The organism is Sporosarcina sp. resist (assembly GCF_014302295.1).
Taxonomy (GTDB): Bacteria; Bacillota; Bacilli; order Bacillales_A; family Planococcaceae; genus Sporosarcina; species Sporosarcina psychrophila.
The window spans coordinates 1,818,059-1,839,243 of sequence record NZ_CP060287.1; the positions used below are offsets into that span (position 1 = coordinate 1,818,059).

Sequence of the window (21,185 nt, forward strand, 5' to 3'; positions counted from 1 at the left end):
CAAAATAAGTAACGGAGGGAGGGGCGTAATGAAAAAACAGATACGCAAGGCGGATCAGGCTAAAATACGCCAACGAAAACAGATCGTATTGCGAATGAACTTCCTATTCTTTTCAATCTTTGTCCTATTTTCATTGCTCATTTTTCGCCTTGGCTATTTACAAATCGTTAAAGGTGAAGAGTATTCCCGTGAGTTGGAAAAAAAGGAAGAAATACCTGTCAACACAAGTGTGCCAAGGGGAAGAATATTTGACCGTATGGGGCTTGTTCTAGTTGATAATGATCCGAAGAACGCCATTACATATACGAAAATGACGTCGACGACTTCAGCCGAGATGCTTAAAGTTGCTGAGCAACTTGCGGTCTTGATTGAACAAGAGACGAAAAGGATTACCCCTGGAGATAAGAGAGACTTTTGGATTTTAAAGAATTCAAAAGCAGCAACGGAAAAAGTTTCTATAAAGGAACAAGAGAGACTTGAAAAGGATAGTAAGCTTTCACGGACGGAATTGCAGAAGAAGATTAATAGGCTTACACGAAAACGAATTACGGACGAAGAAATTGATTCTTTTACGGAAGAGGAGCTAGAAGTACTTGCGATTTACAGAGAAATGATGTCGGGCTATGCATACTCACCGCAAATAGTGAAAAGTGGAAATGTGACGGACGAGGAATTCGCAACTGTATCTGAACGTCTAGGAGAGTTACCGGGCGTGGATACAACGACAGATTGGGAACGTGTGAGAAGATCAGACAATACGATTCTAGGGACAACCACGAGCCCCATTGAAGGTATTCCTAAATCCCGTGAGAATTATTTCTTGGCACGGGATTATTCAGGAAATGACCGTGTTGGAAAAAGTTATATTGAGCAATATTATGAGGATTTGTTAAAAGGGCAAAAAACAATTGTGAAGAATATTAAAGATCGTAGCGGGCGTGTCGTCGAAACGAAAACAATCCGACAAGGCGAACCTGGTAAGGATCTTATTCTGACGATTGATAGTGAACTGAATCAGACAATTGAAAGTATTGTATCGGATAAACTGTTGGAATTGAAAAGAGGGCCAAATACCGGAGAATTGGACAGGGCTTTTGTAGTTATGATGAATCCAAATAACGGTGAAGTTCTTTCGCTTGTAGGTAAGCAAGTTGTTACGAATCCAGAAACAGGAAAACTTGAAATATGGGACTATGCATATGGTACATTTACTGCGCTCCATGAAGCGGGATCAACAGTGAAGATGGCGACGCTTCTTACGGGGTATCAGGAAAATGTGGTACGTATCGGCGAAACGAAGATAGATGAACCGATTAGAATCGGTGGAATTACAAAAAGATCGCTGTTTAATCAAGACTCTAGGGTTGCTGTAACTGATATTGAAGCAATCGGCAAGTCTTCGAACGTTTATATGTTCCGTATCGCAATGGCTATGGCGGATTCTAACAACAGCACTGAAGGAGCGAAACGCATTAGGGAAAATGCATTTGATACGTTCCGACATTCTTTCGCGTCTTTTGGACTTGGAACAAAAACTGGCATTGACTTACCGGGGGAGTCACGCGGTCTGATTGGCGAAAGTAATTCAATCGGTATTTTAATGGATTTATCCATCGGGCAGTTCGATACCTATACAACACTTCAATTGGCTCAATACGTCTCAACAATTGCAAATGGTGGTTATCGGATAGCTCCAAAAGTATTAAAAGAAATACGCGAACCATCTGAGGATGGTGAAATTCTTGGTTCTCTCATTCAAGAAACAGAGGTCAATATTTTAAATAGGATTCATAGTACTGATGCGGAAATTGATCAAGTGAAGCGTGGTATGCATTACGTGTATTATGCACCTAAAGGAACGGCCTCGAATCATTTTGCTGGAAAAGACTATGATGGAGCAGGGAAGACGGGAACCGCACAAGCATTCAGTTCAGGGAAATCGACAATCAATCTATCCCATGTGGGGTTTGCACCTTACGAAAATCCGGAAATTGCTTATGCGGTTCTTATCCCAAACATTACTACAAAGCCAGGAGATCAAACGGCTGGTGCTCAAAATAAGATTATCCAACAAGCAGTAGACGAATATTTTAAACTAAAAGTAAAAAGAGCTAAAGAAGAAATTTCTACAGCAGCCGAGCAACCAATTATACAGGCACCTAAAAAAGAATCTGAAAAATAAAAGTAGGGAAACCAGAAGAATGGTTTCCCTACTTTTTCAATAGATAAAAGCCTAAGCCGCTATCTATGATGAAAATGAAATTAAGCTCTTCGAAAAGAGAATCCGCTCCTATAAAATACATACAGTCTTCTTGTCAATTAATTTTAAAAGAATATTCATGGATATTCCTCCGCCTATCGCTAAGAAAAAACTCCTAGAATTCTAAAATAACCCCTTCAAATAAGGCGTGTTCTTTGTCATCTGAAATTCGAAAAAACTGAAAACTGTAATTCTGGGTAAAATTTTGTTATACTTACAAACAGACCAGTTGGTATGTGGAAGGAGATACATCAAATATGGATATAAAATCGCAATTAATTGATACTGCTACGACCCTTTTTCAACAAAAAGGATATAAAAATGTCGGACTTAACGAGATTTTAAAAGCTTGTAATGTTACAAAAGGAGCGCTCTATCATCATTTTCCAAACGGAAAAGAAGAATTATTGATTATTTGTTTACAAGGTTTAAATGAGGCCATTACCACAGATATCAAAGTTATTTTCGGCAGGCATCTATCAGCTAAGGACGCCATACTCTCAATGATTGATAAGTTAATTCAGGATTTTGAAAAAAGTGGCACCATTATCGGCTATACATTTAGTAGCATTGTCAGTGAAATGGCAACGATGAGTGAACCAGTCCGTACTGCTTGTAGTGCTCTATATGAAAACATTCAACACCTTTACTATGAGAAACTTATAACGGAAGGCTATTCGAGTGAATCAGCTTCCGCTATTGCATTGTTGATGACAGCTTCGATTGAGGGGGCAATGATGCTATGTTTGACGCAAAAATCCGCAACACCTTTGAAAACAATTGCCACATTATTGCCGGGTATATTAAAAGTGAACAAGTAAATTCGACAGAACCCGTTAATATTGTGTTTGTTAAACTGAGTGCATCTTTAGTGTAAATTGCATTTACTGCGGTTTTATTGATATATCTTACGATTATTCACTCCATAGCGTGATTTGTTATTGGCATATTCATCGATGTATTTAACGTAGGTCTCAAATATGAATTTTGAAAGGAAGAAAAACAAACTATGCATCAAGAAAACAGACTACCGAAAAACGGTAAAGAGGGCGCGTTATTTGGCGCAATTATCGTAACATTATCAGTATTAACAATGGGACCAATCAATATGATCCTTGCTGCTGGAGGCTTCAACAAAGATGTTGCAATGAACATGCTAATCGTGTTACCTATTATTTGGGTTTTCGTCATGATAATTGAACCGGTAGCAATCGGTCGTTTTGCAGAATTTTTATCATCTAAATTCATTTCGCCAACAGATGGTTTTGCTGCTCGTATTATGTTCCGTACAATTTTCACAGTATTAGGCATGTCATTTACAATGACATTTGTTGGGGTTATCATTGGGGATGGTTTTACAACTGATATCTTTGCACACTTTATCCAAATCTGGCCCCGTAACTTCTTACTCGCCCTATTTTTAGAGAGCGTAGTGATCCAACCATTTGCACGTTTAGTAATAGTTAAAATGCACGCAGCGCAAGATAGAAAAGCCGCAGTTCAAACGAATACACAAAATATCTAAAAAATCGCTCAGACTTTTCAAAAGTCTGAGCGATTTTTTTATTATTCATTCAGCAGGCGTACGGATGACTAAAACATCGCATTTAGCTGAACGTACGATTGCTTCAGATACAGAACCAATTAAGTAGCGCTCTACTGGCGTATGCCCCGTAGCGCCGCAAATAATTAAGTCTGCCTTCACCAATTTAGCAATCTCTTTTGTAATCACCGTTTTAGGTGAACCATATTCAATAATGATAGTTACATTTTCAACGCGAGCAGCTGCTGCGCGTGCTTTATAGCGTTCTAAAATTTGTTGAGATTGTTCTTTGACTTGCCCAGCAACTTCTTTATCAAGAGGTCCCAAGTAGCGCGTATCAATAATGTTAACGAGGTTTAATTGTGATCCTTGATTTCGATATGCAATCTCAAGTGATTTACGAAATGCAAAATCGGCCTCTTTTGAACCGTCTACAGCTACTACAATACTTTTATAATCAGTTGCCATTAGTCATAAACTCCTTTTAAAATTATGTAATAAATCAGTTGTAGTTATTTTGAATTCACATTTTTCGATTTTTTCATGAACAAATACAATATAACATTAATCACTGCAAATACTAAAACGACTATAAAATTTTTCGGATTATCCAATATACTTTTCTTCGAGTTTTTCTTTCTATTTTCACTGCTTTAAAAAGTGGATAGATGGGGTCGTGGAAAAAGGAATTCGAGTCGGAACGAATGGGGAAAATGAATTTGAAGTAAATACGGCATGCCTGGATTGGCACGCATACCGCCGCACTCATCGGGTTATTGTATGGAGCAAGCAAAGTGAACACAACCATATGGATGACCATCAGTATTGCATTATGGATACTTGTATTTGGCTTTGCAACGCCGAAGGGCTTTAATTTCTTTTTGGAAAATAGCTAGTTCTTAAAATACAAAAGCCGCTCAATTAATGAGCGGCTTTACGTTTATCCAAACGCCGTGATAGAAGATTGCGCCGGTGATAGTGCTCCGTGAAATCTTTGCATAATTCAACTTGCCGCAAATACTTGTGCTAGCTCTCCGGCCATCTTTGTTTTTTCTTGTTCTCCTGCATGATTCCATAGCTTTTCGAAAAACACCCCTAGTCCAGGTAACAGGTGCTCTTCACCTCGTTTAATAGCATCTTCCACAACGTTACGGATATCATCCGCTGTATTATTCGTCATGTTTGCTGAAATGGCATCTCTTATTTGAAAATCCATTTTATCAACCTCCCACTTTCATTTTGGACACAAATATCGCCAACTATACCGTCATTTGATACACTGAAAAGAAAAAGGCGGTAACGTACATATGAAACGAATTGAATCATCACAAAACGCACTCGTGAAACATTGGAAAAAGCTTGTCACAACACGAAAAGAACGCGATCTGTCGAAAGAATTCCTTGTCGAAGGTTTTCATCTCGTCGAAGAGGCATTAAAAAGTAACGGGACAATTCTCGCGTTGATCACCCGTGACGGAGTTGAAATACCTCAAGGATGGTCTATCGAAGGTGTAAAGCTTGTTGAGATAACAGAGGCAATTGCGAAAGAAATTTCGGAAACGGAGCAGTCGCAGGGTATTTATGCACATTGCCGTCAGCCGGAGCATGCCGAAGAGGATTATTCAGCATGGAAAAAACTTTTGTTAATTGACGCAGTCCAGGATCCTGGTAATGTCGGAACGATGATTCGGACGGCAGATGCTGCTGGAATGGATGCAGTTATTCTTGGAATGGGGACCGCTGATTCGTATAACCCGAAAACAGTACGTTCTGCGCAAGGCTCACATTTCAATATTCCAATCGTCAAGGGTGATCTTATTGAATGGACGGCTAAGGCGAAAGAAGCGGGCATCCAAGTTTTGGGGACAGGATTGAAAAATGCTGTGAATCATTCCGATATTTGGCCACAAGACGAATTTGCATTGATTGTTGGAAATGAAGGCAGTGGCGTCAATCCGGATTTGCTTGAGATGGCGGATAATACGGTCAAGATTCCAATGTACGGCAAAGCAGAATCGTTAAACGTCGCAGTGGCAACGGGTATCCTGCTATATACGTATTCTAAAGTGTGAAAATTAGCATGTTGTTGATGATCAAATCATAATCGGGTATACTATTGGTTATGAATAGAAATGAAAAGCAATGATCGGGAAAAGTAAACAATACATGAGCCGAAAGGGAGTCCGCGCCTTGACTGAAAGCGCAGATGGGTAAATGATTGTCGAAGTTCACCCCGTGAGCTGCCGCCAGGACCAGCGTAAGCTGTAAAGGTGTGCCGGTGCCGGACCGTTATTCCGATTTGAGTGATCATATCTTCGGGTATGATAATCAGGGTGGTACCGCGAAATCGTCCTCGTCCCTTTTTTAAGGGGCGGGGTTTTTATTTCGTCTAGTTTCGGGCGCCAGACGCCCTACACTTTTTTTATTTTGAAAGGAGAATTGACATGGAAGCACAATTAGAACTGTTGAAAGTAGAGGCGCTTGCAAAAATTGAAGCAGCTTCAGATGTAAAATCATTGAATGAAGTTCGTGTAGCCTACTTAGGGAAAAAAGGGCCAATTACTGATTTGTTGAAAGGCATGGGAAAACTTCCTGCTGAAGAACGTCCGAAAATGGGGGCGCTTGTCAATGTTATTCGTGAGGCAGTGACAGAAGTGCTCGAAGACCGTATGGCGAAACTTGAAGAATTAGCCATCAACGAACAGCTTGAAAAAGAATCGATTGATGTAACATTGCCTGGACGTCCTGCACGTACTGGAAATCACCATCCGTTAACACGTGTTGTTGAGGAAATCGAAGACTTCTTCATTAGCATGGGCTATGAAATTGCTGAGGGTCCTGAAGTTGAGAAAGATTATTACAACTTTGAAGCGCTGAACTTGCCAAAAGGCCATCCAGCACGTGATATGCAAGATTCGTTCTACATATCCGAAGATATTCTTCTTCGTACACATACGTCACCAGTTCAAGCACGGACGATGGAAGCGAAAGGCGGCGCGCCGATTAAGATTATATGCCCAGGTAAAGTGTACCGTCGTGATAGTGACGATGCGACGCATTCTCATCAATTCACGCAAATTGAAGGGCTTGTTATTGGTGAAGATATCCGCATGAGCGACTTGAAAGGGACACTTTCTTTATTCGCTAAAAAAATGTTTGGCGATGAGCGTGAAATCCGTCTGCGTCCGAGTTTCTTCCCATTCACGGAACCGTCTGTTGAAATGGACATTTCATGTTTCAAATGTGGCGGAGACGGCTGTAACGTTTGTAAGAAAACAGGCTGGATCGAAATTTTAGGTGCCGGTATGGTACACCCGAATGTACTGGAAATGGCTGGTTATGACCCCGCTGTTGTATCAGGTTTCGCTTTCGGTATGGGCCCTGAACGTATTGCAATGTTGAAATATGGTGTGGAAGATATCCGTCATTTCTATACAAATGACGTGCGGTTTGTATCGCAATTCCACCGGACGGAAGCTTGAGGAGGAGACGAATATGTTAGTATCTACAAAATGGTTAAGTGAATATGTAAATATAGAGGGAATTTCTACGGCAGACCTTGCGGAGAAAATTACACGTTCGGGCATTGAAGTTGATTCCATCATCGACCGTTCGCATGGTATGACGAACATAGTTGTGGGTTATGTGTTGGAATGTGTGAAACATCCTGAAGCGGATAAGTTGAATATTTGTCAAGTGGATGTTGGGGAAGAAACTACACAAATTATTTGTGGTGCTCCCAACGTTGCAGAAGGGCAAAAAGTCATTGTTGCACGTCCAGGTGCAGTACTACCAGGCGGCATGAAGATTAAAAAAGCAAAACTGCGTGGTGAGGAATCGAACGGAATGATCTGTTCACTTCAAGAGCTTGCAATTGAAGGCAAGCTTGTACCAAAAGCATATGCAGAAGGAATCTATGTGCTTCCTGAATCAGCTGTACCAGGTGAATCCGCACTCCCGCTGCTTGGTCTTGATGATCAAGTGCTTGAATTCGATTTAACGCCAAACCGTTCAGACGCACTCAGCATGATAGGCGTTGCGTATGAAGTTGGAGCGATTTTATCACAAGGTATACAACTCCCTGAAATTAACTACACGGCTTCAAATGAAAAAGCCGAAGATATGCTGAAACTGCGTATCGATGCAAAAGAAGAAAATCGGATGTACGTAGCGAAAGTCGTTAAAAACGTTAAAGTAGAAGCATCGCCGTTATGGCTTCAAAACCGTTTAATGGCTGCTGGAGTACGTCCACATAATAACGTTGTCGATATTACAAACTTTGTGTTGATGGAATACGGTCAGCCGCTTCATGCATTTGACTATGACCGTCTTGGAACAGGTGAAATCGCTGTCCGTCTTGCGGAACAAGGTGAAAAAATCACGACATTGGATGATACTGAACGGACACTGGAAGCGCATCAACTTGTTATTACGAATGGTAAAGAACCTGTAGCGATTGCTGGCGTAATGGGCGGATTAAATACGGAAGTACATGATGGAACGACGACGGTTGTCATCGAATCTGCTTACTTCTCATCAGGATCTGTCCGCCGTACATCGAGAGAGCTTGGACTTCGTAGTGATGCGAGTACACGTTTTGAAAAAGGAGTCGATCCTAATCGAGTCGAAGCAGCAGCAGAACGTGCCGCACAGCTTATGGCTGAAATTGCGGGGGGCGAAGTGCTTGCTGGATCTGTCATTGTTGATGAACTCGATAAAACGCCTGTACGCATTACTGTTTCACCGGATTATATTAACAATCGCCTTGGTATGAAGATCCCTCTAGAAGAAATGCTAGCTATTTTAGACGGATTACAAATCCCTACAGAAGCGGTGAACGGAAAATTGATCATTGACGCACCGACACGCAGGCAGGATCTTCGAATCCAAGAAGATATTATCGAAGAGATTGCACGGATGTACGGCTATGACTTGATTCCAATGACACTTCCAATAACGGAATCGACGCCGGGTGGGTTGTCGCCGTATCAAGCGAAACGTCGTACAGTTAGAGCGTTCCTTGAAGGCGCAGGACTCTTCCAGGCACTGACGTATTCATTAACATCTAAGGAACAGGCACAAAGCTACGCGCTTGAAACAGCACCTGTTACAGAACTTCTGATGCCGATGAGTGAAGACCGCAGTATCCTTCGGCAAAGTCTTATCCCGCATCTCCTTGAGGCTGCAACATACAACGTTGCACGCCGTATGGATTCGGTAGCACTTTATGAAACTGGATCGGTATTCCTTGGTGAAGAGGAAGATGGACTGCCACAAGAAGTTGAACATGTTGCAGCTGTTATTACTGGGAAATGGGTTGACCATGCATGGCAAGCTGAAACGAAATCGGTCGACTTCTTCGTTCTAAAAGGAATTGTCGAAGGCATGATGGATAGTCTCGGTCTTTCTGAAGGTCTGTCATTCGAACAAACTGTTCTTGACGGGATGCATCCTGGACGGACAGCAAACATTTTCTATAATGCCGAACGGATTGGTTTGATTGGACAAATTCACCCGACAGAACAGAAAAAACGTGATTTGAAAAACACATATGTAATGGAAATGAACCTTGCTAAAATTTTGGCAGTTGAAACGGAAGAACTTTTATATACCCAGGTTCCACGTTTCCCATCGAGTTCAAGGGACATCGCGCTTGTCGTTTCGAGCGATACATCAGCAGGTATGCTTGAAAACGTTATTCGCAGCGCTGGTGGTAAATTGTTGAAATACGTTAGATTGTTTGACCTGTACGAAGGGGACAATGTTGAAGATGGCAAGAAATCACTTGCGTTCTCACTGACATATTCAGATGCTGAGCGCACATTGACAGACGAAGAAGTTGTCAAAGCGCATGACAAAGTATTGAACGCATTAACAACAGAAGCAGGAGCTTTGCTTCGCGGATAACTAAAATCAAGAGGCACACAGAATTCTATTCTGTGTGCCTCTTTTTGGGGAAATGCAATTAGAAAAGAAAAGTTGCAACTACGTTTGAAAAATTGAAATTAGAATCTTAGAGTTGCCATTAAAAACGTAAAGTTGCAATTACAGTAATTACCTTGGCATTTGTTGCTTAGATTTTCGCGAAAACGAAAAGTTGTGATTACACGTCAAAAACTCACCGTCTTTTCCTAACCGCGAGATTCTTAGCTTTCCCTGCATTCGCAAAATGCCACTTCGTCAGTGATTTCAAAGTATCTTCACCGCTTTTCAATAAAATCTTGGCGGCCACCTCATCCACTCGCGGTCCTGCGCCTTTTGGCAGTGTCATTCCTGCAATACCACTCAACCGTTCCATCTCTTCTAAAAACGCAACACGTGCAATAATTGACGCAGCTGCAACCGACATATGAAGACCTTCCGCTTTTGTCGAAAACAGCACATTCTCTCGCACAATTTCAGCCTCCGCTTTGATGTGATTATAATAAATTCCGCGCTCCGCAAATTGGTCAATCAAAATATAATCGGGTTTCTCTCCGTCCATTTTCCGGAGTACATGCTTAAGTGCCTGATTATGAAGGAGGGCTTTAATCTTTCCCTGAGACCAGCCGCTCGCTTGTACATCATTGTATTTCTCGTTTTCAAGCGTCAGCACACTATAAATGAGCGCCTCCTGTAAATCAGGTGCGATTTTTCGCATGAGGTCATCTGTTAGCATTTTTGAATCTTTTACACCAAGTTCGCGAACAAGCTCTATTTGATCGGCACGGACGAAACAAGCTGCAACAGTAACAGGCCCGAAGAAATCACCCGTTCCTGTTTCATCTGACCCGAGAACGGATAACTGTGCTAAGCGGTCTGGCAGCACATCACCTTTTGTTTTCAATGCGGCCGACCCAGCTTTAACTTCTGCAGTACCCCAACGCGCGGCTTCTCGTTCAGATCCTGCGCCCTGGAATAGTACTTTTCCGGACTTGTAGGCTGTGATTGAGGTATCAGGTAGTTTCGCTGCAAAGACGACGCCAGGAGCGTTGCGTAAGACTTTTGAAGACGTGTAATGATTTATCACTTTTTTCATATCTTGACTGTTTACAATAATAACTTGATTACTCAATTTATAACTTCCTCTCGTCGACTTAATTCACAACTAAAACCATTTCGTGGTATGATTAATAACAGAGTTTTTTATGTGGGAGGTCGTATCATTGGCAGACGAACAGAAGACACGCATAGCAGTTGACATATACGGACAGACCTATAAAATGGTCGGTACCGAAACAAGCACTCATATGCGGCTGGTCGCCTCGATGGTCGATGAAAGGATGAGGGAAATCAGTGCCCATAACCCTTATCTCGACAGTACAAAAATCGCTGTGCTAACCGCCGTTAATAGTGTACATGATAATCTTAAATTAAAAATGCAAATTGAACAATTAGAAGTAGAATTGAATAAGCTGAAGGGTTGACGGTATTACATGCTTGATTTATTAATTATTATCCTCCTATTTGGGGGACTCGTAACTGGATTCAGACGGGGACTCATTGTCCAAATTATACATATGACAGGTTTCATCATCGCACTTGTCGTCGCTTATACGTACTATAAACAACTTGCGGAAGCATTTGTTCTTTGGGTTCCTTATCCAGGTGTGACTGCCGGTTCAAAATTATCCATGACAGTTGAACAACTTGATCTAGATGGGACGTTCTATCAATTACTGGCATTTGTTTTGATATTTCTTGTTGTCAAATTTGGATTGCAGCTCATTGCATCTATGTTTGATTTCCTGAAGTATTTGCCCGTCCTCGGTTTCGTTGCACGTATTGCGGGAGCTTTGTTCGGATTTATCGAATTCTATATACTTATGTTCCTTGTTCTCTATCTGCTGGCTATGCTACCGATAGAGTTTATCCAAGAAAGGATAAGCAATTCATTGCTTGCTAAGTCGATGTTTGAACATACGCCGGTGCTATCTGAAACTGTGAAAAAATGGTGGTACATTTATACAAACTGACGGCTTCCCCCTTTTTGGAGGGAAGCTTTTTTCTAGAATTGTCTATCCGCAGCGGCCGAATGCAAAAGGACGCTTCCGTATATCAGAACAGGAGGGCTTATAGTGAATAAAAAAACAATCATTCGCACGTTTGAAAAAATCGCTTTATATATGGAGTTGCTTGGGGAAAACCATTTCAAAGTAGCAGCATTTAGAAAAGCGGCCAACGTGCTTGAACTAGATCCACGCAGTTTATCCGAAATGGATGATATTTTAAAGTTGAAAGGGATTGGCAAAGGCACGGGTGCTGTCATTACCGATTTGCTAGAAAAAGAAGAGTCTGATCTGCTGAAAGAACTGGAAGAAGCTGTGCCAAAAGGGCTTATTCCATTGTTGAAAATACCAGGCCTAGGTGGCAAGAAAATCGCCAAACTACGGGAAGCGATTGGCATCGATTCGGTTGAATCGCTCCATGCGGCATGCATGGCAGGGGAAGTAAGTAAAGTAGCTGGTTTCGGCAAGAAGACAGAAGAGAATATGTTGAGCGAAATTGAAATCTTAGGAACTCGTCAAGGGAAATTTCCGCATTGGCAAATGGAGAAGGTTGTTACATTTGTTGAGCAGGAACTTCGTTTGATACCAGAGATTAAACATTTTTCTGTCGCTGGAAGTTACCGTCGAACGGAAGAGGAAAGTAGTGACGTCGATTTCATCATTGTGACGGACGAGCCCGCAACTGTACGGGAAAAGCTACTTGCCACATTACCTCTGGTTGCGACGATTGCGGCAGGGGATGCGAAACTGTCTGTAACACTCGACTTGGAAGAGGCGATTGACGCCGATTTCCGCTTCGTGAAAGCAGAACAATTCGCAAGTGCTATTCATCATTTCACTGGCTCGAAAGACCATAACGTCAAAATGCGCCAACTTGCGAAATCTAGAGGAATGAAAATAAGTGAATACGGAGTGGAGAATGAAGATGGTTCCATCGAGACATTCGATTCAGAAGAACAATTTTTCGCTCACTTCGGTTTGCCGTTCATCCCGCCTGCAGTGCGCAGAAATGGCAGTGAAATCGATCGTGTCGATGAACTAGCCGGCTTGGTAGCGATCGAGGACATCCGTTCGGACCTTCATATGCATACAACATGGTCGGACGGAGCGTACTCAATCCGTGAAATGGTTGAGGCCTGCCGTGCTAAGGGCTATTCTTATATGGTTATCACAGACCATACGCAGTATCTCAAAGTTGCGAACGGACTAACACCTGAACGAATACGTGAACAAATCGTGGAGATCCGTTCGTTGAATAAAGAATATGATGATATCGAAATTTTTTGCGGAACGGAAATGGACATCCTTCCTGACGCTACACTGGATTTTGATGATGAACTGCTAAGTGAGTTAGATTTTGTCATTGCTTCTATTCACTCTAATTTCAGTCAATCACAGGAATTGATTATGGAACGGCTCCATACGGCTATGAAAAATCCGCACGTCGATATGATTGCACACCCGACCGGTCGAATCGTTGGTCAACGGGAAGGTTATAATCCTGATGTACCCCAACTTATTCAGTGGGCGAAGGAGTATGGTAAAATACTTGAGTTGAATGCGAACCCATATCGGCTCGACCTTGCGACTGATCATCTGATTATGGCGCAGGAAGCTGGAGTTACTATTGCCATTAATACAGATGCACATGCAATTGAACAACTAAATTATATGACTACTGGCGTAAACTACGGTAAAAAAGCATGGTTGAAAAAAGAGACGGTCGTTAATACGTGGCCGCTCGATAAATTTATCCGCGAAATTGTGCGGAAGTGAGAGGAAGTGTAAGACATTGGAAAACCGTGTCTTAAAAACACTTGAGTTCGATAAAATCCGGGATATGGCAGCAACTCATTGCACATCATTCGCCGGTCGATCTTATATGGAGAAATTAGTACCCGTTAGTGATTTTGATGAAGTTGTAAAACTGCTAGAGGAAACAGACGAAGGGTTATCGATACTTCGCGTTCGTGGCAATGTGCCAATGGGCGGAATTAGCGATATTAGACCCCATGCCAAACGTGCACAAATGGGCGGCATGCTGAGTGCTTATGAATTGATGGAAACAGCCAACACAATCCGTGCAAGCCGGAACCTGCGTCAATTCATTGAAGCGATAGTGGCAGATGAAGATATTGAAATTCCGCATTTCATTGCGAAAAAAGATGCCATTCCGATTTTGACAGGCTTGGAACACGAAATCAATGCATGCATTGATGACAATGCGCATGTTGTCGACAGCGCTTCAGGATCGCTACGTACAATTCGGCAAGGTTTGCGAATGCAGGAAGGCCGCGTACGTGAAAAGCTGGAAAGTTATACACGTGGGAAAAATGCTGCAACGATGTTATCCGACGCCATTGTCACTATCCGGAATGACCGTTATGTGATTCCAGTAAAGTCGGAGTATCGTTCGCATTACCGTGGTGTTATTCACGATATGTCGTCGTCTGGTCAAACGCTTTTCATCGAGCCTGATGCAGTCGTACAGGCAAATAATGAAATTAGAAGATTAAAACTGCAGGAACAGGAAGAAATCGAGAAAATCCTTATCGATCTGTCCGCGAAAGTGCAGGAAGTCGCACATGATTTATTCACCCTTGTTGCGATACTGTCTGAAATCGACGTTATCCTTGCGAAAGCAAAATTTGGCAAAGCGCATAAATGCACGAAGCCCGAAGTGAACAATAAAGGCTATATTCGTCTAACGAAAGCGCGACATCCCTTGTTGTCGATGGAAGAAGCAGTTGCGAATACAATTGAATTCGGTAAAGATATCACAACCATCGTTATTACCGGACCTAATACGGGCGGGAAAACGGTCACATTAAAAACGGTAGGATTATGTACGCTAATGGCACAGGCAGGACTTCCTATACCGGCACTCGACGGCTCTGAAGTTGCAGTGTTCGATTCGATCTATGCTGATATTGGAGACGAGCAATCGATTGAGCAAAGCCTTAGTACATTCTCCTCACATATGGTGAACATCGTCGATATTTTAGAGAAATACGATGACCGTTCCCTTATTATATTCGATGAGCTCGGTTCGGGTACGGATCCGCAGGAAGGGGCGGCACTTGCCATCTCGATTCTGGATGAAGTGCATGGACGTGGTGCAAGAGTAATGGCAACAACTCATTATCCAGAGTTGAAAGCATATGGCTATAACCGTCCAGGCGTTGCCAATGCAAGTGTTGAATTTGATGTTGACACGCTTAGTCCTACGTACCGTTTGTTAATAGGCGTTCCAGGACGCAGTAATGCGTTTGAAATTTCAAAGCGACTAGGATTGCAGGACAGGGTTATTGATCGGGCGAAAAAATTCACGGGTACAGATCGCGGTGAAGTCGATTCAATGATCCTTTCGCTTGAGACAAGCCGTGTGCAATCAGAAAAAGATGCAGAAGAGACGCATGACATCTTACTAGAAACGGATCGTTTGAAACGTGAATTGGAAGAAAAACTAGCGGAGTTCGATAACAAGAAAGAACGAATGGAAGAAAAAGCAAAAGAGAAAGCCAAAAAAATCATCGAAGATGCGAAGCGTGAATCGGAAGCAATCATTTCAGATTTACGTGCAATGCGCCTGAATGTGGGGGCAAACGTAAAAGAACACGAATTGATTGAAGCTCGAAAACGTCTTGAAGGCGCTGCTCCTGCTGAAGCGAAGAAGAAGGCAGTGAAAGCGAAGGCAGCGCCAAGGGCCCTTCAAACAGGTGACGAAGTGAAAGTGCTCAGTTATGGTCAAAAAGGGACGCTCATTGATAAAGTTTCAGATCATGAATGGATTGTCCAAATTGGTATTTTGAAGATGAAGCTTGATCAATCAGGACTGGAATTTGTTAAACCTGAAAAAGAGAAAAAACAGTATGTATCAACTTCAGTAGCGGGACGAGATACACATGTTAAAATGGAACTCGACCTGCGGGGAGAACGCTATGAAGATGCAATTTTCCGCACAGAGAAGTATTTGGACGATGCGCTCCTATCAAATTATCACCAAGTGTCGATTATTCATGGCAAAGGGACAGGGGCGTTAAGGCAAGGTATCCAGCAATTCTTGAAAAATCACAGCCGCGTGAAAACGTACCGATTTGGCGAAGCCAGTGAAGGCGGACACGGCGTTACTGTTGTTGAATTGAAATAATTCCACTGTTTAAGTTAACCAATGTATACCTGTATAAACCAAGCAAAGGCGCCTTACAAGGAGGAGTCACTGAAAAAGTTCTTTTTTATAGTAAGAACTAGTTGATAGTAGTGAAGAGCGGCTTTTGCTAGCGTTGGGAGCACGGGGCAAGAATGCCTTAATTTCTGCAAAGAACACAGAAATACGGCAAATCGAACCCTTCGTAGTTCGATTGACTGAAGCCGTGCCCGCGGAAAGCGTCCGCTCGGAACGGAAATCAACGGGATTGAAGGAAATCGTACTTTTTCAGTGCTCTCGCTAAGGGCGGAAGGCATCCCCGAGCGCCGCAGCGACTTGAAAGGAATCTCTATATCCACCTACTCAGTGGATAAGATTCTCTCAAAGTTTCATGCGCTAATGAAAAAGTATATTCCCGTTTTTGAAACCTTTTACGTGCTTATCCGTATAGGAAGGAATGACCGAACGTAAAAGGAGTCTAAAACTATGAATAAAACCGAATTTTGGAATCATCCATTAGTAGAATCAGCAGGCTATTTCAGTGTAGTAGTCCTATGTCTTATCGTTTCAATGGTGCTTTTTGAGCTCGTCACGAAATATAAGAATTGGGAAGAAATTAGAAAAGGAAACGTTGCAGTGGCACTTGCGACAGGTGGTAAAATATTTGGGGTAGCAAACATTTTTCGATACTCAATCGAACAGCATAATTCATTACCTCAAATGATTGGCTGGGGCTTGTTTGGATTTACCCTGCTTATTTTCGCCTATTTGTTGTTTGAATTCCTGACACCTAAATTCAATATTGATAAGGAAATCGAAGCAGATAATCGTGCGGTCGGTTTCATATCCTTGACGATATCAGTGGGACTTTCATTCGTTATAGGAGCAAGTATTTCATAAGGGTTGTGAAGTTGTGGAAAAATTAGCTAAAATATTACTCGTTGTCTGCGTATTATTTATCGCAGTAGGTATTTATTGGATGACGGCAAATACACCTTGACCAGTTTATTCTGGTCAAGGCTTTTTTTATTGACATAAAATATTCTATTTGAAACCTGACTCAATTACTACTATAATTAGATTAGGAATATTCAAAGAATTGAAGAAGAGGAAAAAGGAGGCTTTTATTTGACAATGAAACCTTGGCTGGACTTATATCCCGCTGAAATCTCAAAGACGCTTGACTATGAACATATTCCTATTCAGGAATTCTTGACAAGATCCAGCGAGAAATATCCTAACAAGATGGCTATGCATTTCCTTGGTAAAGACATCTCATTTAAAGAGTTTCATGAATCAGCTTTGAAGTTCGCGAACTATTTGACAACTATCGGAATTGTCAAAGGGGACCGGGTTGCAATCATGCTTCCAAACTGTCCACAAGGGGCAATTGCCTACTATGGGATATTGTATGTGGGTGCAATCGTCGTTCAGACGAATCCTCTTTATACGGAGCGTGAAGTGGCTTATCAAATGGTTGATTCTGGAGCGAAAGCAATCATTTCACTCGACATTCTATTTCCGCGAATTTCGAAAATCGTTAAAGACACAAAACTTGAGCATGTAATAATAACGGGAATAAAAGACTACCTACCGTTTCCTAAGAATCTCATCTATCCATTCATTCAGAAAAAAGAACACGGGATTACAGTGAAAGTTGAGCACCGTGGAATGAACCATCTATTCACGGAAATTATGAAAGTCGCAAAATCAGATCCGGTTAGTTATGACTTTGATTACGATGAAGATATTGCGTTGCTGCAATATACGGGTGGCACAACGGGTCCTCCAAAAGGAGTCATGTTGACACACGCTAATCTTATTTCTAACGTTAAAATGTGTGGCGAATGGTTGTATAAGTGTAAAGAAGGCGAAGAAACGGTCATGGGTATTTTGCCATTCTTCCACGTATATGGAATGACAACCGTATTAATTCTTTCTGTCATGCAAGGGAATAGAATGGTACTTATCCCTAAATTTGATTTTGAAACGGCTTTGAAAGCAATCGATAAACAGAAGCCAACCTTATTTCCTGGCGCACCTACGATCTATATTGGACTTTTAAACCATCCTAATCTTAAAAAATATGATCTATCTTCAATTAAAGCGTGTATTAGTGGTTCTGCCGCATTACCAGTCGAAGTGCAGGAGAAATTCGAGAAAGTCACTGGTGGGAAACTCGTCGAAGGATACGGTCTTACGGAAACGTCTCCCGTTACCCATTCAAATTTCGTTTGGGCAGACAAACGAGCTAAAGGATCAATTGGTGTCCCTTGGCCAGATACAGATTCTTGCATACTTGGTCCTGAGTCATCAGAACCGCTGGCGAATGGAGAAATTGGTGAAATTGCGGTAAAAGGCCCTCAAGTGATGAAAGGCTATTGGAATAGACCGGAAGATACGGAACAAACTTTCCGCGATGGCTGGTTTTTAACTGGGGATCTTGGATATATGGATGACGAGGGTTATTTCTATGTTGTTGATCGTAAAAAAGATATAATCATTGCAAGCGGTTTCAATATTTATCCACGGGAGATTGAAGAGGTTCTTTATGAACATGAAGCGATACAGGAATGTGTTATCGCGGGTATCCCAGATCCGTACAGGGGCGAAACTGTCAAAGCCTATATTGTCTTGAAACAAGGAGCTACTGTAACGGAGGAAGAGCTTGATAAGTATTGCCGAGAGAATTTAGCATCGTTTAAAGTGCCGCGACTTTATGAATTCCGTACAGAATTGCCGAAAACAGCTGTCGGGAAAATTTTACGCCGTGCTTTGATTGATGAAGAAAAAGAGAAAGCTGAAAAGGAATTACTTCCACTGTGATGTAATGCTTGACATAGTAGCCGTTAACAACTAATATGAAAATATGAATGAATCATCATTCATATTTTCTTTTTGGTGGTGATATATAGATATGAAACGAGATAGACCAAAATATAAGCAAATAGTAGATGCGGCAGTCATTGTCATTGCTGAGAATGGATACCACCAAGCCCAAGTTTCGAAGATAGCAAAAGAAGCGGGGGTTGCTGACGGGACAATCTATCTTTACTTCAAAAATAAAGAAGATATCCTGATATCTGTTTTTAGAGAAAAAATGGCAATTTTCGTAAATAACGTCGAAGTTATATTGAAACAGGATATTGATACATCTGAAAAGCTATTCAGACTGATTGACAGTCATTTTCGCATTCTGCATGAAGACCGTCACTTGGCAATTGTTACGCAACTAGAACTTCGTCAATCGAATAAAGAATTACGTCTTCGTATTAACGAAGTCCTAAAAGAATATTTAACGCTCCTAGATGCAATTTTGAAAGAGGGAATCGTGAATGGGGCGCTAGACGAAGGCCTTGATATCCGACTTGCTAGACAAATGGTATTTGGTACAATTGACGAAACAATCACTTCATGGGTGATGAATGATCAAAAATATGATTTAATGAAACTATCACCCGAAGTACATAGGCTGATTATGAATGGAATGAAAGCGTAACTTGAATCAAGTTAAGTAGCCTCTGGCGGATGTCGCAAATTTTGAAGTGGGTTCGGGAAGGCAACCAAAGTTCGCCGAGTCCTGCGGCAAAGGTTGCATACCTGCATCCAGCAGGCACAATTCAAAATTTGGACGCAATTACGCCGAGGTGTTATTGATGGAAAGTGGGGATGAAATGGAGTTTCTAACAGTAGCAATTGATGATGGGGTAGCTGTTGCGACAATTAACAGGCCACCCGCGAATGCGCTTTCACGCGCACTCATACTGGAAGTGAATGCATTACTTGATCAAGTGGAGAACGACGATTCTGTACGAGTCATTGTCTTTCACGGAGAAGGCAAGTTTTTCTCGGCTGGAGCAGATATTAAAGAATTTACATCTGTCACTTCAGGCGAAGAATTTTCAAAACTTTCCGCAAGCGGACAAGAAGTTTTTGAACGGCTTGAACGTTTCTCTAAACCGGTTATTGCCGCTATTCATGGCGCGGCACTGGGTGGTGGGCTTGAACTAGCGATGGCCTGTCACATGCGGATTGTAACTGAAAATGCGAAACTGGGCTTGCCGGAATTGCAATTGGGTCTAATCCCCGGTTTTGCTGGGTCACAGCGGCTTCCGCGTTACGTCGGCATGCCGAAAGCAGCGGAGATGTTATTAACGAGTGATCCAATCAGTGGGATAGAAGCAGCCCGTCTAGGACTTGCCAATCATGCTTATACAGATGAAGAACTCCTGCCTAAAACAATGGAGCTTGCTAAGAAGATTGCTAAGAAGGGTCCTGTCGCAGTGAAAGCTGCACTAGAGATGCTGCAATTTACGAAGCATCCTTCTTATTATGAAGGTGTGAAGGCAGAAGCTGATTCATTCGGTGAAGTTTTCGTCTCTGAGGATGCAAAAGAAGGAATCCAAGCATTCCTTGAAAAACGTGTACCTGTATTTAAAGGGAAATAATTAAAAAGTTAGGGAGGCCTGCAATATGAATATTTATGTACTAGTAAAACGGACATTTGATACAGAGGAAAAGATCACGGTTTCTAACGGTAAAATTTCTGAGGATGGTGCGGAGTTCATCATCAATCCTTATGATGAATATGCAATTGAAGAAGCTATCCAGGTACGCGACGCAAATGACGGCGAAGTAACTGTCATTACAATCGGTGGAGAAGACGCGGAAAAACAACTTCGAACAGCGCTTGCAATGGGTGCAGACAAAGCGGTTCTAATCGATACTGAAGATGACCTTGATGAAATGGATGAATTCACATCTGCTAAAATTATTGCTGAGTATTTGAAAGATAAAGAAGTAGATTTGATTCTTGCAGGAAACGTTGCAATTGATGGCGGTTCTGGACAAGTTGGTCCACGTGTGGCTGAACTTCTAGGCATTAACTACGTAACGACAATTACGAACCTTGAAATCAACGGTACATCCGTCAAAATCATTCGTGATGTTGAAGGGGATTCTGAAACAATTGAAACGTCACTGCCATTACTAGTGACTGCTCAGCAAGGTCTTAACGAACCACGCTACCCGTCACTTCCAGGTATTATGAAAGCGAAGAAAAAGCCGCTTGAAAAGCTTGAACTAGATGATCTTGACCTAGAAGAAGATGACGTAGAAGCGAAAACACAAACAATCGAAATTTACCTTCCGCCGCAAAAAGCTGCTGGACGTATTCTTGAAGGCGAAATTTCTGATCAAGTGAATGAACTTGTAAATCTGCTTAAAAATGAAGCTAAAGTAATCTAA

The 21,185-nt window shown here is 41.9% G+C and carries 18 protein-coding genes and 1 other annotated feature; of the genes, 15 read left to right on the forward strand and 3 right to left on the reverse strand.

Annotated elements, in window-relative coordinates:
* Window positions 1–28 precede the first annotated feature (28 nt).
* From H7992_RS09100 to H7992_RS09110, 3 genes are all read left to right on the forward strand, one after another.
* Entirely contained in the window at window positions 29–2,182 is a 2,154-nt protein-coding gene (locus H7992_RS09100; RefSeq protein ID WP_187047334.1) for a peptidoglycan D,D-transpeptidase FtsI family protein, read from the forward strand.
* A gap of 335 nt (window positions 2,183–2,517) precedes the next feature.
* The gene (locus H7992_RS09105) at window positions 2,518–3,081 is read left to right on the forward strand and encodes a TetR/AcrR family transcriptional regulator (protein ID WP_187047335.1); all 564 of its coding nucleotides are present in this window, start codon (window positions 2,518–2,520) and stop codon (window positions 3,079–3,081) included.
* 188 nt (window positions 3,082–3,269) lie between these two features.
* Complete coding sequence (locus tag H7992_RS09110; protein WP_187047336.1) at window positions 3,270–3,785, forward strand: DUF2798 domain-containing protein; 516 nt, start codon at window positions 3,270–3,272, stop codon at window positions 3,783–3,785.
* A gap of 45 nt (window positions 3,786–3,830) precedes the next feature.
* Here H7992_RS09110 and H7992_RS09115 read toward each other — a convergent pair whose 3' ends face one another.
* Both H7992_RS09115 and sspI read right to left on the reverse strand, forming a co-directional pair.
* Complete coding sequence (locus H7992_RS09115) at window positions 3,831–4,271, reverse strand: universal stress protein (protein ID WP_187047337.1); 441 nt, start codon at window positions 4,269–4,271, stop codon at window positions 3,831–3,833.
* A 535-nt stretch (window positions 4,272–4,806) separates the two neighbouring features.
* The gene (gene sspI / locus H7992_RS09120; RefSeq protein ID WP_067207810.1) at window positions 4,807–5,019 is read right to left on the reverse strand and encodes a small acid-soluble spore protein SspI; all 213 of its coding nucleotides are present in this window, start codon (window positions 5,017–5,019) and stop codon (window positions 4,807–4,809) included.
* A gap of 91 nt (window positions 5,020–5,110) precedes the next feature.
* On the opposite strand from sspI, the gene H7992_RS09125 reads away from it, so the two are divergent.
* The 3 genes from H7992_RS09125 (at window position 5,111) to pheT (ending at window position 9,710) form a co-directional block, all read left to right on the forward strand.
* Entirely contained in the window at window positions 5,111–5,875 is a 765-nt protein-coding gene (locus H7992_RS09125; protein WP_187047338.1) for a TrmH family RNA methyltransferase, read from the forward strand.
* A 61-nt stretch (window positions 5,876–5,936) separates the two neighbouring features.
* Window positions 5,937–6,167 (forward strand) — a binding site (T-box leader).
* Between the two features lie 80 nt (window positions 6,168–6,247).
* Entirely contained in the window at window positions 6,248–7,285 is a 1,038-nt protein-coding gene (gene pheS / locus H7992_RS09130) for a phenylalanine--tRNA ligase subunit alpha (protein ID WP_067207815.1), read from the forward strand.
* A 13-nt stretch (window positions 7,286–7,298) separates the two neighbouring features.
* On the forward strand, window positions 7,299–9,710 hold the full coding sequence (gene pheT, locus H7992_RS09135) for a phenylalanine--tRNA ligase subunit beta (protein WP_187047339.1): 2,412 nt from the start codon (window positions 7,299–7,301) through the stop codon (window positions 9,708–9,710).
* A gap of 211 nt (window positions 9,711–9,921) precedes the next feature.
* Here the strand turns inward: pheT and rnhC are convergent, their stop codons facing one another.
* Entirely contained in the window at window positions 9,922–10,857 is a 936-nt protein-coding gene (gene rnhC / locus H7992_RS09140; RefSeq protein WP_187047340.1) for a ribonuclease HIII, read from the reverse strand.
* A gap of 73 nt (window positions 10,858–10,930) precedes the next feature.
* On the opposite strand from rnhC, the gene zapA reads away from it, so the two are divergent.
* From zapA to H7992_RS09185, 9 genes are all read left to right on the forward strand, one after another.
* A complete protein-coding gene (gene zapA, locus H7992_RS09145; protein ID WP_370569982.1) occupies window positions 10,931–11,209 on the forward strand; it encodes a cell division protein ZapA in 279 nt (92 codons plus the stop codon).
* A gap of 9 nt (window positions 11,210–11,218) precedes the next feature.
* Window positions 11,219–11,758: a CvpA family protein gene (locus H7992_RS09150; RefSeq protein ID WP_067207826.1), complete on the forward strand. Its 540-nt coding sequence runs from the start codon at window positions 11,219–11,221 to the stop codon at window positions 11,756–11,758.
* Window positions 11,759–11,860: 102 nt separating this feature from the next.
* Entirely contained in the window at window positions 11,861–13,567 is a 1,707-nt protein-coding gene (gene polX / locus H7992_RS09155) for a DNA polymerase/3'-5' exonuclease PolX (protein WP_067207829.1), read from the forward strand.
* A gap of 64 nt (window positions 13,568–13,631) precedes the next feature.
* Window positions 13,632–15,941: an endonuclease MutS2 gene (locus H7992_RS09160; RefSeq protein WP_067213901.1), complete on the forward strand. Its 2,310-nt coding sequence runs from the start codon at window positions 13,632–13,634 to the stop codon at window positions 15,939–15,941.
* Between the two features lie 483 nt (window positions 15,942–16,424).
* Window positions 16,425–16,838 carry a DUF350 domain-containing protein gene (locus H7992_RS09165; protein WP_067207831.1) on the forward strand — a complete coding sequence of 138 codons (414 nt, stop codon included), beginning with the start codon at window positions 16,425–16,427 and terminating at the stop codon, window positions 16,836–16,838.
* 228 nt (window positions 16,839–17,066) lie between these two features.
* Window positions 17,067–18,764 carry an AMP-binding protein gene (locus H7992_RS09170; RefSeq protein ID WP_255428631.1) on the forward strand — a complete coding sequence of 566 codons (1,698 nt, stop codon included), beginning with the start codon at window positions 17,067–17,069 and terminating at the stop codon, window positions 18,762–18,764.
* 91 nt (window positions 18,765–18,855) lie between these two features.
* The gene (locus H7992_RS09175) at window positions 18,856–19,437 is read left to right on the forward strand and encodes a fatty acid metabolism transcriptional regulator FadR (protein WP_067207836.1); all 582 of its coding nucleotides are present in this window, start codon (window positions 18,856–18,858) and stop codon (window positions 19,435–19,437) included.
* Window positions 19,438–19,612: 175 nt separating this feature from the next.
* Window positions 19,613–20,386, forward strand: coding sequence for an enoyl-CoA hydratase (locus tag H7992_RS09180; protein ID WP_067213902.1), 774 nt, complete (start codon window positions 19,613–19,615; stop codon window positions 20,384–20,386).
* A gap of 25 nt (window positions 20,387–20,411) precedes the next feature.
* A complete protein-coding gene (locus tag H7992_RS09185) occupies window positions 20,412–21,185 on the forward strand; it encodes an electron transfer flavoprotein subunit beta/FixA family protein (RefSeq protein ID WP_187047341.1) in 774 nt (257 codons plus the stop codon).